The sequence below is a fragment of the Streptomyces sp. MMG1121 genome, from assembly GCF_001280015.1.
Taxonomy (GTDB): Bacteria; Actinomycetota; Actinomycetes; order Streptomycetales; family Streptomycetaceae; genus Streptomyces.
In genome coordinates this window covers 225,764-238,783 of record NZ_LGDV01000226.1, presented here as the reverse complement: position 1 = coordinate 238,783, position 13,020 = coordinate 225,764, and the positions used below count along the sequence as shown (strand labels likewise).

Here is a 13,020-nt window from a genome sequence, read left to right as displayed (position 1 = left end):
AGGGGGCGGGCCCACACCCGCCCCCTCCGTCTTTTTCGGCACGGGCCGTGGGGGTCCGGGGCGGCGGCTCCGGAGGCCGGCACCAGCAGGGGGCAGCTAAAAAGCTCAGGTCCGCTTTAGGGTGGTCGCATGAACGATCGCATGGTGTGGATCGACTGCGAGATGACCGGCCTCTCGCTGTCCGACGACGCTCTCATCGAGGTAGCCGCCCTCGTCACCGACTCCGAGCTGAACGTACTCGGCGAGGGGGTGGACATCGTCATCCGCCCGCCGGACCAGGCCCTGGAGACGATGCCGGAGGTGGTGCGTCAGATGCACACCGCGTCCGGGCTGCTCGCCGAGCTCCCGAACGGCACGACGCTCGAGGACGCCGAGGCGCAGGTCCTCGCGTATGTGAAGCAGTACGTGAAGGAGCCCGGCAAGGCCCCGCTGTGCGGCAACTCCGTCGGCACCGACCGCGGCTTCCTGCTGCGCGACATGGCGACCCTGGAGGACTACCTCCACTACCGGATCGTCGACGTGTCCTCCATCAAGGAGCTTGCCCGCCGCTGGTACCCGCGGGCGTACTTCAACAGCCCGGAGAAGAACGGCAACCACCGGGCCCTCGCCGACATCCGCGAGTCGATCGCCGAGCTGCGCTACTACCGCGAGGCCGTCTTCGTCCCGCAGCCCGGCCCGGACTCCGACACCGCGAAGGCGATCGCCGCCAAGCACGTCCTGCCCGCGCAGTAGGCCGCCCGGGGGCCCGCGCGAAAACCTGTGCGCGAGCACCCCTTCGGACCCTGTAGACTTCTTCTCGGCCGGTCGGGGAAACGACAAGTTCCACTGCCGGTCATGGTGGGTGTAGCTCAGCTGGCAGAGCACCTGGTTGTGGTCCAGGATGTCGCGGGTTCAAGTCCCGTCACTCACCCTCACCGATCAGCCGGTGATTCCGTCGCAAGACGGAATCACCGGCTGTTTCGTTTTCGCCGTGCCGCTGAACACACGCGGCGGCAGCAGGGGTTCGGGCGGACACCGACAGCGAGCCCGAGTGCAACGAGTCAACTTTTTTTCCACGACAACCGAACCTGGGTACGCTACGGCTCATGACGGAGACGATGGGCCGCCGCGAACGCAAGAAGGCCGCGACCCGCCAGGCACTGGCGGACGCGGCACTGGAGCTGTTCCTGGAGCGCGGCTTCGACGCGGTGAGCATCCGGGACGTCGCGGAGGCGGCCGACGTCTCCACCACGACCCTCTTCAAGCACTTCCCCGGCAAGGAGGCGCTGCTCTTCGACCAGGACACGGACGTCGAGTCCGCCCTGGTCGCGGCCGTGCGCGACCGCGCGCCCGACACCCCGCTGCTCACCGCGCTGCGCACCCACATGCTGGGCGCGCGGGCGTTCCGGAGCGATCACGAGGAACAGCTGGCCGCGTTCCGGCGGCTCATCGACGCCACCCCGGCGCTCGCCGAGTACCACCGGCGCATGTGGCTGCGGCACGCCCGCGCCCTGGCCGGGGCGATCGCGGCCGACACCGGCGCCCCCGCCGACGACCCGGCCTGTGCGGCTCTGGCCCATCTCGCCCTGGAGGCCCGCGCCCTCGCCGGCCCCGCCGGCGACCCCGCCGCCGCCGTGAACGCGGCCTTCGACCTGCTGGAGAACGGCTGGGAGGCGGTACGGCCGCGGGCCGCATAAGTCTCCCTCAGTGTGCCTAGGCCGCGCCGGCGGGCAGCCGCAGCCGGAACAGGGCTCCGCCGCCCGGGGCTTGATGTGCCGTCAGCTCGGCGCCGTGGGTGTGGGCGATCTGGCGGGCCATGGCCAGGCCCAGGCCGGAGCCCGGCAGGGCACGAGCGGTGCGGGCCCGGTAGAAGCGGTCGAAGACATGGGGCAGATCGGCGGGGTCGATACCGGGGCCGTGGTCGCGGACGGTGATCTCCAGCCGGGCGTCGCCCGGTGACCGGAGCGCGGCCGCCTCGACCCGGCCGCCGGCCGGGGAGAACTTCGCCGCGTTGTCCAGGAGGTTGGAGAACAGCCTCGTCAGACGGCTGGGGACGGCGGCCGCCAGCATGGCGGCGGCCGAGGGGTCGGTGTCGAGCACGAAGTCGAGGTGCGGCCAGTGGTCCCGGGCGGCGGCCACGGCGTGCTCCAGCAGGGCCGTCGGGTGCACCAGCTCCAGGGCCTGCTGCGGTTCCTCGTCGCGGGCCAGGTCGATCAGGTCGTTGACGAGGTTGGTCACCTCCCGCAGCTGACGGGTGAGGGCGCCCGTCGCGCGCTCCCGCTGGCGTGGGGTCAGCCGCTCCGCCCTCAGCAGGATCTCCGCGTTGGCGCGCAGCGCGGTCAGCGGGGTGCGCAGTTCGTGCGAGGCGTCGGCGACCAGGCGGCGCTGGGCCGCGAGGGACTCCTCCAGGGCGTCGAGCATGGTGTTGAAGCTGACCGCGAGCCGGGTGATCTCGTCCTCCCGGCCGCGCGGTCCGGGCGGCAGCTCGATACGGTGCCCGGCATCGCGCGTGGCGGTGATCCGCTCCGCCGTCGAGGTCAGCCGGGTCACCGGAGCCAGCCCCGAGCGGGACACCCAGTAACCCAGCAGCGCGGCCACTGGCACACCGGCCCCGCCGATCACCGCCAGCAGCCCGGCGACCTGGCGCTCGGCCCGTCGTACCCCGTCGGAGCGGAGCGCCACCTGCATGGCCTGCCCCTCGCCGGCGGGAGTGGTCAGCACCCGCACCGGGTGACCGGCCACCGAGGCCGTGCTGTAGTACGGCGCCCGATGCCGGCCCGCGACCTGGCGCACGGTGGCGGTGACGGGCAGCAGATAGCTCGCGCGCGGGTCGTCCGCGGCCGACGCGGGCACGAGCTGGGCGCACGCGGGCGCGGCCAGGTAGCGGCACTCGCCGGCCTGCACGCCGGGCCCGTTCCCCTGGTGCTGCTGGATCGCCAGCGTCGCCGCCTGGGTGAGCTGGAGGTCGAACTGCCGGTTCAGGGTGTAGACGGTGACGGCGTACGCGCCCGCGCACACCGCCAGCGCCACACCGGCCACCGCGGCGGAGGCGGTGAGCGCCAGCCGGCGGCGCAGTGGAGGGCGGCGGTGCCGACGGGGTGCCTGGGACGCGCGGAGTGCGCGGGGTGCGCGGGTCCGGGTCATCGCTCGTCCAGCACGTAGCCGACGCCGTGCACGGTGTGGACGAGCCGCGAGGCGCCCCCGGCCTCCAGTTTGCGGCGCAGATATCCGACGTAGACGGCCAGCGAGTTGGAATCCGGGCCGAGGTCGCGGCCCCACACCCAGCGCATGATCGTCTCCCGCTCGAGGACCTGACCGGGGTGGCGCAGCAGCAGGTCCAGCAGCGCCCATTCGGTGCGGGTGAACTCCAGCCGCCGTCCCGCCCGCACGGCCGAGCGGCTCTCGGGGTCCACCTCCAGGTCGGCGAAGCGCAGCCCGCCCGGCTGGGGTGTCTCGCCGGGGCCAGCCCGGCGCAGCAGGGCGCGCAGCCGGGCCGCCAGCTCGTCCAGCGCGAACGGCTTGACCAGGTAGTCGTCGGCGCCCGCGTCGAGGCCGTCCACCCGGTCGCTGACCGCGTCGAGAGCGGTCAGCACCAGGATCGGTGTACGGTCGCCCAGCGCGCGCAGCTGCCGGCACACGGCCAGCCCGTCCACCACCGGCATCATCACGTCCAGCACCAGGGCGTCCGGCTCCCAGTCCGCCACCGCCGCCAGCGCCGCGTGTCCGTCCGCCGCGCCCCGGACCGTGAAGCCCTCCAGCGCCAGTCCGTCCTCAAGGGCGGCCCGCACCTCGGGGTCGTCGTCCACCACCAGCAGGCGTCCGGCGCCGAGGGGCTGGTCCTGAGCTGCGTCGTTCATGGCCCCAGCCTGCCAAACCGCTCTCTTAGAAGCCTCTTAGAACAGACCGGGACCGTGCCGGGCATGGACACTCCGCTCTCCGTCGTGATCGGTGCCGGGGGCACCGGCGGCCACATCTATCCCGGGCTCGCGCTCGCCGACGCGCTGCGCCGCCGGGTGCCCGACGCGGTGATCTCCTTCGTCGGGACCGAGCGCGGCCTGGAGACCCGGCTGATCCCCGAGGCCGGGTACCGACTGCACACGGTCGACATGATCCCCTTCGACCGCTCGCTCGGCGCGAAACGCTTCACCCTGCCCGCCGCGCTGCTGAAGTCCGCAGGCCAGTGCCGGACCGTCCTGCGGGAGCAGCGCGCGCAGGTCGCCGTCGGCATGGGCGGCTATCCGAGCGCCCCCGTCATCCTCGGCGCCCGTTTCGCGCAGCTGCCCAGCCTCATCCACGAGTCCAACGCGGTGCCGGGCCGGGCCAACGCCTTCGCGGCCCGGCTCACCCCGCACATCGCGCTCGCCTTCGAGGCGGGCGGCGACCGGCTGCCCGCGGCCGGCCGGCCCGACCTCGTCGGCATGCCGCTCTCCGGCCCGCTGTCCGCCCTCGACCGGGAGGGCGAACGCGAGGACGCCCGCCGGGAGCTGGGCATCTCCCCGCACACCCGGCTGCTCCTCGTCAACGGCGGCAGCCTGGGCGCGGCCCGGCTCACCGAGGCGGCCCTCGGGCTCGCCGAACGCTGGCGGGAGCGCACCGACGTACGGCTCCTGATCAAGACCGGGCCGGCGGCGCTGGAGGAGGCCCGCGCGAGGCTGCGCGCCACCGGGGCCGACCGGGTCGCCGAGGCGGTGGCCTACCTGGACCGCATCGACCGGACCTACGCCGCCGCCGACCTGCTGGTGTGCCGCGCGGGCTCGGCGACCGTCGCGGAACTGGCCACCATCGGGCTGCCCGCCGTACTCGTCCCGTATCCGCACGCCCCGGGCGACCACCAGACCCACAACGCCCGCACCCTCACCGGGATCGGGGCGGGTGTGCTGCTGCGGGACGAGGAGACCACCGCCGGGTCCCTCGCCGCCCTCGCCGGCTCCCTGCTCGACGACCCGCGCCGACTGCACACCATGGGCCGCGCCGCCGCGGCGGCCGGTGTCGGCGCACTCCACCGGGACGCGGCCGACCGGCTGGCGCGCAAGGTGCTCCACCTCGCGGGCCACGCGCTGCCGGCCCCCGTACCCATCGCCTTCTGAACCGCCTGAACCGACTTCCGCGCCATCCCCCACCCATGAAAGGTCTTGCCATGTCCACGACCGACTTCTTCCGCGGCCGTACCGTCCTCGTCACCGGGGCCGAGGGCTTCATCGGCTCCACGCTGGTCGACCTGCTCGTCGCCCAGGGCGCCACGGTGCGCGCCTTCGTCCACTACAAGCCCTACGCGGAGAAGGGCTACCTCGCCCATCTCCAGGACCACCCCCGGGTGGAGCTGCTCGCGGGTGACGTGCGCGATCCGGGCCGGGTGATGGACGCCGTGGCCGGCTGCGACACCGTCTTCCACCTCGCCGCCCTCATCGGCATCCCGTACAGCTACGACTCCCCCGGCGCCTACGTGGCCGTCAACGTCACCGGCACCGAGAACATCGCCGAGGCCTGCCGCCGCCACCAGGTGCGGCGTCTGGTGCACACCTCCACCAGCGAGGTCTACGGCACCGCCCTGACCGTCCCGATCGGCGAGGACCACCCGCTCCAGCCGCAGTCCCCGTACTCGGCCTCGAAGATCGGCGCCGACATGATGGTCCTCTCCCACCACCACGCCTTCGACCTGCCCGTGACGGTCGTCCGCCCCTTCAACACCTACGGCCCCCGCCAGTCCGCCCGCGCCGTGATCCCCACGATCCTCGCCCAACTGCACGCCGGTGCCCGCGAGATACGGCTCGGCTCGCTGACCCCCACCCGCGACTTCACCTACGTCACCGACACCGCCCGCGGCTTCCTCGCCGTGGCGCAGTGCGACCGGGCGCTCGGCGACGTGGTCAACCTCGGCACCGGCGAGGAGATCGCCATCGGGGACCTGGCGCGCAAGCTCATCGCCGTCTCCGGGCAGGACGCGGAGATCGTCGTGGACGAGGCGCGGCTGCGCCCGGCCGGCAGCGAGGTCCACCGCCTGCTGTCGGACAACTCCCGCGCGCGTACCTGGGCGTCGTGGAAGCCCGAGGTCACCCTCGACGAGGGCCTGCGCCGTACCTCCGACTGGATCCACGGCAACCTCCACCTGTTCGCGCCGGGGCGCTACGCGGTCTGAACCCGGCGGGTCACCGTCCCGGCAGCAGTCCGATGCCGGACACCGGTCCGAGGTGAGCGAGCTTGTCGGGGTTGGACACGGCGTGGACCGCTCGGACCGCGCCGTCGGCGATGTCGAGCACGACCACACTGGCCACGCGGCCCTCGGCGTCGTACGTGCCCCCTCCCGGGCGGCCGTTGACCCAGGCCGGTTCGAGGACGGCGCCGAGTGCCCGGACCCGGCGGAAGCCGCCGACGAGCAGCCGGCCGATCCGCCGCGGCCCGGTCGCCGACGCCGCGAGGGCCTGCGCCTTGCCGCCGTCGCCCTGGAACACCGCGTCGGGGGCGAGCATGCTGAGCAGGGCGTCCAGGTCGCCGCCGGCGGCGGCCGCGAAGAACCGGTCGGCCAGCCGCGCGCTCTCCGCCCGCCGCGCCCGGGTCAGCCCGAGGAAGGCGTCCTGTACGAGGTCCTCGGCGCCGCCCACGGAGCCGGTCATGCCGTAGGCGACCGGTGCCGCGCTCACCCGCGTCCGACGGCACGAGTACCCCCTGGTGGCGGTGGACCTGGTCTACGTCGCCCTCGCCGCTTCGTGCCCTGGGGCCGCTTCTGAACACGGGGGCACGGGGGCACGCTACGACGACGCCCGCGTCACCAGCTTCGTCGGCAGCACCGCATGCCGTCGCTCCAGCCCCCGGGAGGCGGCCGGGCGGCGGTCGGCGATCTCGGTGAGCAGGAGGCCGAGCATCGCGCGACCCATCTCCTCGATGGGCTGGCGGACGCTGGTCAGCGGGGGGTCCATGTGGCGGGCGATGGCGGAGTCGTCGTAGCCGATCAGCGCCACGTCCTCGGGGATACGGCGGCCCGCCTCGCGCAGCACCTGGCGGGCGCCGGCCGCCATCACGTCCGAGCCGGCGAAGACCGCGTCCAGGCCGGGGTGCCGGTCCAGCAGGACGGACATGGCGCGGCGACCGCCCTCCTCGGTGAAGTCGCCCGGTTCGACGAGGAGTTCGTCCGCCGGGTGGCCCGCGTCGCGCAGGGCGTCGCGGTAGCCGTCGACGCGGCACTGGGCGCCGTAGACGTCGAGGCGGCCGGTGATGTGGGCGATGCGGGTGCGGCCGCGGGCGAGCAGGTGTTCCACGGCCGAGCGGGCCCCGCCGTAGTTGTCGGAGTCCACCGAGGTGAGCGTCTCGCCGGCCGAGCGCGGGCCGCTGATCACGGCCGGGATCTCCAGCTGGGCCAGCAGGTCGGGGAGCGGGTCGTCCGCGTGGACCGAGACCAGCAGCACGCCGTCGACCCGGTGGGCCGCCAGGTACTGCGCCAGGCGGCGGCGCTCCCGGTCGTTGCCCGCGAAGATCAGCAGCAACTGCATCTCGGTGTCGGCGAGTTCGGCGCCCACCCCGCGCAGCATGTCCGAGAAGTAGGGTTCCGCGAAGAAGCGGGTCTCCGGCTCGGGGACGACGAGCGCGATGGCGTCGGTGCGGTTGGCCGCGAGGGCGCGGGCCGCGGTGTTGGGGACGTAACCCAGTTCGGCCACGGCCGCCTCGACCGCGGCGCGGGTGGCGTCGCTGACCCGGGGCGAGCCGTTGATCACCCGCGAGACCGTGCCCCGGCCGACGCCGGCCCGGGCCGCGACCTCCTCGAGCGTGGGCCGCCCCCCGCTCCGGCCCCGCGCTCCGTGGCTTGCCATGGGCTCCGCCTCTCCGCCGCGAATGTTCTAGCTGGCCTGGAATGTAACAGCACCGCGCGTCACCCCCGCCGTCCCCGGGCCGCCGCCTCCAGACCTGCGCTGCCGGCCTTCGGCCTCGCCCTCGAACGCCGGACGGGCTCAGGTGAGACTCTGTCAACGAGCCAATAAACGAACGCGGTTGCCCTTGCCCGCTCCCTTGACACCCCGCCCCGAACCGACGACTCTTCAACCCATCACGTGTGGGAGCGCTCCCACACTACCTGAGACATACACATCCCGCACGTTCCCCGCCCGAGCCGCAGCGAGCAACAGACGGGCCCAACAGTGCAGTTGGCCGGGGGTCGGCACGTCAGGCAACAGGAGGACGCAATGCGTACGAGCATCCGCCGGTCCCGCAGGCTGGGGGCCCTCGCGGCCGTGGCCGCGCTGACCACGGGGCTGCTGACCGGTTGTGCCAACGACAGCGGCGGCAAGTCCGACACCTCGGGCGATGGCGGCGGCAAGGGCAAGACCACGATCACCCTCGGCCTGTTCGGCACCATGGGCTTCAAGGAAGCCGGCCTCTACACCGCGTACGAGAAGCTGCACCCCGACATCTCGATCAAGGAGAACGTGATCGAGAAGAACGAGAACTACTACCCGGCCCTCGTCAACCACCTCACCACCAACAGCGGCCTCCAGGACGTCCAGGCCGTCGAGGTCGGCAACATCGCCGAGGTCGTCCAGACCCAGGCGGGCAAGCTGGCGGACCTCTCCAAGGTCCAGGGCGTGGACAAGAGCAACTGGCTCGGCTGGAAGTGGCAGCAGGCCACCACGGCGGGCGGCCAGACGGTCGGGCTCGGCACCGACATCGGGCCGATGGCGATCTGCTACCGCAAGGACATGTTCAAGGCGGCCGGCCTGCCCACCGACCGCGACCAGGTGTCCAAGCTGTGGGCCGGTGACTGGAGCAAGCTCGTCTCCGTCGGCGAGCAGTACCAGAAGAAGGCCCCCAAGGGCACCACCTTCATGGACTCCCCCGGCGGTCTGCTCAACGCGATCGTCAGCAGCGCGAGCCAGAAGTTCTACGACTCCTCCGGCAAGGTCATCTACAAGACGAACCCGGCCGTCAAGAGCGCCTTCGACCTGACGGCCAAGGCCGCCAAGGACGGACTGCTCCAGTCGCAGACGCAGTTCCAGCCCGGCTGGGACCAGCTGATCTCCAACAGCAAGTTCGCCTCCGTGGCCTGCCCGCCCTGGATGCTCGGCTACATCAAGGGCAAGTCGAAGGCGGACACCGCCGGCCAGTGGGACGTGGCCCAGGCGCCGCAGGCCGGCAACTGGGGCGGCACCTTCCTGACCGTGCCCAAGTCCGGCAAGAACGTCACCGAGGCCGAGAAGTTCGTGACCTGGCTGACTGCGCCCGCCCAGCAGGCCAAGCTGTTCGCCGTCCAGGGCAGCTTCCCGAGCGCACCGCCCGCGTACGCCATGTCCCAGGTCACGGGCGCGAAGAACGAGATGACCGGGGACGCCCCGATCGGCACGATCTTCGCGCAGGCCGCCAAGTCCATCCCGCCCCAGGTGATCGGCCCGAAGGACCAGATCATCCAAGCGGGCCTGACGGACAACGGTGTCTTCCTGGTCACGAAGGGCAAGTCCGCCGCGGACGCCTGGAACACGGCCGTCAAGACCATCGACAACAACCTGGAGAAGTGACCGGCATGGCCACCCGGCACGACACCGCCGCGCCCCCCGCAGGGGAGGGGGGCGCGGCCCCGGCCCGCTCCGGTGCCGCATCCGGCACGGACGAGCGGCGGCGGGCGCGGCTGTCCCGCCGCTGGCAGCGGGACATCCGCTGGAGCCCGTACGCCTTCGTCTCCCCGTTCTTCCTGCTGTTCGTCGCGTTCGGTCTGTTCCCACTGATCTACACCGGCTGGGCCTCGCTGCACACGGTGGAGCTGACCGCGCCCACCGACATGCAGTGGGCGGGGCTGCACAACTACACCCGGATCTTCGACGACGACTTCTTCTGGAACGCCGCGCGGAACACCCTGACCATCGGGGTGATCTCCACCGTCCCGCAGCTGGCGATGGCGATGGGGCTGGCCCACATCCTCAACTACAAGCTGCGCGCCTCGACCTTCTACCGGGTCGTGATGCTGGCGCCGTACGCGACGTCGATCGCCGCCGCCTCGCTGGTCTTCGTGCTGCTCTTCGGCCGTGACTACGGCATGATCAACTGGGCGCTGCACTACATCGGCATCGGCCGCATCGACTGGCAGAACGACAGGTGGCCCTCGCAGATCGCGGTCTCCTCGATCGTCATCTGGCGCTGGACCGGCTACAACGCGCTGATCTATCTGGCGGCGATGCAGGCCGTCCCGCAGGACCTGTACGAGTCGGCGGCGCTGGACGGCGCCAGCCGCTGGCAGCAGTTCTTCCACGTGACGCTGCCGCAGCTGCGCCCGACGATCCTGTTCACCTGTGTCGTCTCGACGATCGGAGCGTCACAGCTCTTCGGCGAGCCGCTGATGTTCGACGCCAACAAGGGCGCCTCCGGCGGCGGCGAGCACCAGTTCCAGACGCTCGGCCTGTATCTGTACGAGCAGGGCTGGGTCAACCAGCACCTGGGCCGCGCCTCCGCGATCGCCTGGACGATGTTCCTGATCCTCATCGTGATCGGGATCGTCAACTACGTCATCTCGCGCCGGCTGCGCGAGAGTGGTTAGGAGTACGGCCGTGACGACGACCCTGACCCCGACCGAGGTGGAAGAGCAGCGGCGGCCACGGCGCCTTCGGCGGCTTCGGCGGCCGAAGGCGGCGCGGGCCGGCGGGACGCTGCACGCGGGCCCCCTCGCGTACGCGGTCCTGATCCTGTTCTCGATCGGCTCGCTGTTCCCGCTGGTGTGGACGGCGATCGCCGCGTCCCGCGACAACAACCGGCTGGCCGAGACCCCGCCGCCGTTCTGGTTCGGGTCCAACCTCCCGCACAACCTGGACGTCGCCTGGAACGACGCCAACCTGGGCAAGGCGTTCGTCAACACCACCTTCGTGGCCGGTGTTTCGGCGGCGACCATCGTCTTCCTGTCCACGATCGCCGGGTTCGCCTTCGCCAAGCTGCGGTTCAAGGGCCGTAACGCCCTGATGCTGATCGTGATCGGCACGATGATGGTGCCGCCGCAGCTGAGCATCATCCCGCTGTACATGATGGTCGCCAAGCTGGACTGGACCGACCAGTTGCAGGCGGTGATCCTGCCGTCGCTGGTGAGCGCGTTCGGGGTGTTCTTCATGCGGCAGTACCTGATGCAGGCGCTGCCGGACGAGCTGATCGAGGCGGCCCGGGTCGACGGCGCGAGCAGCTGGCGGGTGGTGTGGCACATCGTGTTCCCGGCGGCCCGGCCGGCGATGGCGGTCCTCGGGATGCTGATGTTCGTGCAGACGTGGAACGACTTCCTGTGGCCGTTCCTGGTGCTCACCCAGAACGGCAACCCGACCGTGCAGGTCGCGGTCTCGGCCCTGGGCCGCGGCTACACCCCCGACCAGTCGCTGATCATGGCGGGCGCGCTGCTCGGCACGCTGCCGCTGCTGCTCGTGTTCGCGGTCTTCGGCAAGCAGATCGTGGGCGGGATCATGCAGGGCGCGGTCAAGGGCTGACCGCCCGCGTCTCCTGAGGGGGCCGGGGCCCCGCCGCCCGGCCCCCGCCTCTCCTTCGCCAACTCTCCTCTTTACTTCGCCGGTCTTCCACGACTTCCTATGGGAGCGCTTCCATGTCAGAGTCCGTCCCGTCCGCTTCCTCCGTGACCTTCCCGCCCGCCTTCCTGTGGGGTGCCGCGACCTCGGCGTACCAGATCGAGGGGGCGGTGCGGGAGGACGGCCGCACCCCCTCGATCTGGGACACCTTCAGCCATACGCCGGGCAGGACCGCCGGCGGCGAGAGCGGTGACATCGCCGTCGACCACTACCACCGCTACCGCGACGACGTGGCGCTGATGGCGGAGCTGGGCCTGACCGCGTACCGCTTCTCGGTCTCCTGGCCGCGGGTGCAGCCGACGGGGCGGGGACCGGCCGTGCAGCGGGGCCTGGACTTCTACCGCCGTCTGGTGGACGAACTCCTCGCCCACGGCATCAAGCCGGCGCTCACCCTCTACCACTGGGATCTGCCGCAGGAGCTGGAGGACGCGGGCGGCTGGCCGGAGCGGGACACCGCCTTCCGGTTCGCCGAGTACGCGCGCCTGGTCGGCGAGGCGCTCGGCGACCGGGTGGAGCAGTGGACCACCCTCAACGAGCCCTGGTGCAGCGCCTTCCTGGGGTACGGCTCCGGCGTGCACGCGCCCGGGCGCACCGATCCGGCGGCCTCGCTGCGCGCCGCCCATCACCTCAACCTGGCGCACGGGCTCGGGGCGTCGGCGCTGCGCTCGGTGATGCCGGCCCGCAACCGGATCGCGATCAGTCTCAACTCCTCGGTGGTACGGCCGCTTTCGCAGGACCCGGCCGATCTCGCCGCGGCCCGCCGGATCGACGACCTGGCCAACGGGGTCTTCCACGGCCCGCTGCTGCACGGCGCCTACCCCGGGTCGCTGCTCACCGCGACGGCTTCGGTCACCGACTGGTCGTACGTCCTCGACGGCGATCTCCGCATCGCCGGGGCGAAGCCGGACGCGCTGGGCCTCAACTACTACACCCCGGCGCTGGTCTCGGCCGGATCCGGCGAGGTCACGGGCCCGCGGGCGGACGGCCACGGCGCCAGCGACCACTCCCCCTGGCCGGGCTCGGACGACGTGCTGTTCCACCAGACCCCGGGCGAGCGCACCGAGATGGGCTGGACGATCGACCCGACGGGCCTGTACGACCTGGTCATGCGCTACTCGCGCGAGGCGCCGGGGCTGCCCCTGTACATCACCGAGAACGGCGCGGCCTACGACGACAAGCCCGACCCCGACGGCCGCGTCCACGACCCCGAGCGCATCGCCTACCTGCACGGCCACCTGTCGGCGGTCCGCCGGGCCCTCGCCGACGGCGCCGATGTGCGCGGCTACTACCTGTGGTCCCTGATGGACAACTTCGAGTGGGCGTACGGCTACGGCAAGCGGTTCGGCGCGGTGTACGTGGACTACGCGACGCTGGAGCGCACACCGAAGTCGAGTGCCCGGTGGTACGGGGAGGCGGCGCGGACGGGCACGCTGCCGTCGGCGGACTTCGCCGTGTGACCCGGACGAGGACGAAGGGGTGTGGCGCTCCCCCCGGAACGCCACACCCCGGC

At 72.1% G+C, this 13,020-nt stretch carries 12 protein-coding genes and 1 tRNA gene; 9 read left to right on the top strand and 4 right to left on the bottom strand.

Annotation, left to right across the window (positions count from 1 at the left end; genetic code table 11):
• Positions 1 to 129 precede the first annotated feature (129 nt).
• The 3 genes from orn to ADK64_RS34250 all read left to right on the top strand — a co-directional run bounded on the left by orn (position 130) and on the right by ADK64_RS34250 (position 1,676).
• Positions 130 to 732: an oligoribonuclease gene (orn, locus tag ADK64_RS34260; protein WP_053665569.1), complete on the top strand. Its 603-nt coding sequence runs from the start codon at positions 130 to 132 to the stop codon at positions 730 to 732.
• Positions 733 to 837: 105 nt separating this feature from the next.
• Positions 838 to 910, top strand: a tRNA-His gene (locus tag ADK64_RS34255).
• 175 nt (positions 911 to 1,085) lie between these two features.
• Positions 1,086 to 1,676, top strand: coding sequence for a TetR/AcrR family transcriptional regulator (locus ADK64_RS34250; RefSeq protein WP_053665567.1), 591 nt, complete (start codon positions 1,086 to 1,088; stop codon positions 1,674 to 1,676).
• Between the two features lie 16 nt (positions 1,677 to 1,692).
• Here ADK64_RS34250 and ADK64_RS34245 read toward each other — a convergent pair whose 3' ends face one another.
• Both ADK64_RS34245 and ADK64_RS34240 read right to left on the bottom strand, forming a co-directional pair.
• Positions 1,693 to 3,123 (bottom strand): HAMP domain-containing sensor histidine kinase, encoded by a 1,431-nt coding sequence (locus tag ADK64_RS34245; protein WP_053665565.1) that lies wholly within the window; start codon positions 3,121 to 3,123, stop codon positions 1,693 to 1,695.
• The gene (locus tag ADK64_RS34240) at positions 3,120 to 3,836 is read right to left on the bottom strand and encodes a response regulator transcription factor (RefSeq protein ID WP_053665563.1); all 717 of its coding nucleotides are present in this window, start codon (positions 3,834 to 3,836) and stop codon (positions 3,120 to 3,122) included. Before ADK64_RS34240 ends, ADK64_RS34245 begins: the two co-directional genes overlap by 4 nt.
• A gap of 63 nt (positions 3,837 to 3,899) precedes the next feature.
• On the opposite strand from ADK64_RS34240, the gene ADK64_RS34235 reads away from it, so the two are divergent.
• On the top strand, positions 3,900 to 5,066 hold the full coding sequence (locus ADK64_RS34235) for a UDP-N-acetylglucosamine--N-acetylmuramyl-(pentapeptide) pyrophosphoryl-undecaprenol N-acetylglucosamine transferase (protein ID WP_053665560.1): 1,167 nt from the start codon (positions 3,900 to 3,902) through the stop codon (positions 5,064 to 5,066).
• 50 nt (positions 5,067 to 5,116) lie between these two features.
• Positions 5,117 to 6,115 (top strand): SDR family NAD(P)-dependent oxidoreductase, encoded by a 999-nt coding sequence (locus ADK64_RS34230; protein WP_053665558.1) that lies wholly within the window; start codon positions 5,117 to 5,119, stop codon positions 6,113 to 6,115.
• Between the two features lie 10 nt (positions 6,116 to 6,125).
• Here ADK64_RS34230 and ADK64_RS34225 read toward each other — a convergent pair whose 3' ends face one another.
• Both ADK64_RS34225 and ADK64_RS34220 read right to left on the bottom strand, forming a co-directional pair.
• A complete protein-coding gene (locus ADK64_RS34225; RefSeq protein ID WP_053665556.1) occupies positions 6,126 to 6,617 on the bottom strand; it encodes a nuclear transport factor 2 family protein in 492 nt (163 codons plus the stop codon).
• A 108-nt stretch (positions 6,618 to 6,725) separates the two neighbouring features.
• Entirely contained in the window at positions 6,726 to 7,781 is a 1,056-nt protein-coding gene (locus ADK64_RS34220) for a LacI family DNA-binding transcriptional regulator (protein WP_053665554.1), read from the bottom strand.
• A gap of 369 nt (positions 7,782 to 8,150) precedes the next feature.
• On the opposite strand from ADK64_RS34220, the gene ADK64_RS34215 reads away from it, so the two are divergent.
• The 4 genes from ADK64_RS34215 (at position 8,151) to ADK64_RS34200 (ending at position 12,967) form a co-directional block, all read left to right on the top strand.
• Entirely contained in the window at positions 8,151 to 9,476 is a 1,326-nt protein-coding gene (locus ADK64_RS34215) for an extracellular solute-binding protein (RefSeq protein WP_053665552.1), read from the top strand.
• 5 nt (positions 9,477 to 9,481) lie between these two features.
• Positions 9,482 to 10,489, top strand: a complete 1,008-nt coding sequence (locus ADK64_RS34210; RefSeq protein ID WP_053665816.1) for a carbohydrate ABC transporter permease — start codon at positions 9,482 to 9,484, stop codon at positions 10,487 to 10,489.
• Positions 10,490 to 10,499: 10 nt separating this feature from the next.
• Entirely contained in the window at positions 10,500 to 11,414 is a 915-nt protein-coding gene (locus tag ADK64_RS34205; RefSeq protein WP_053665550.1) for a carbohydrate ABC transporter permease, read from the top strand.
• Positions 11,415 to 11,527: 113 nt separating this feature from the next.
• Entirely contained in the window at positions 11,528 to 12,967 is a 1,440-nt protein-coding gene (locus ADK64_RS34200; protein ID WP_053665548.1) for a GH1 family beta-glucosidase, read from the top strand.
• Positions 12,968 to 13,020: the final 53 nt, after the last annotated feature.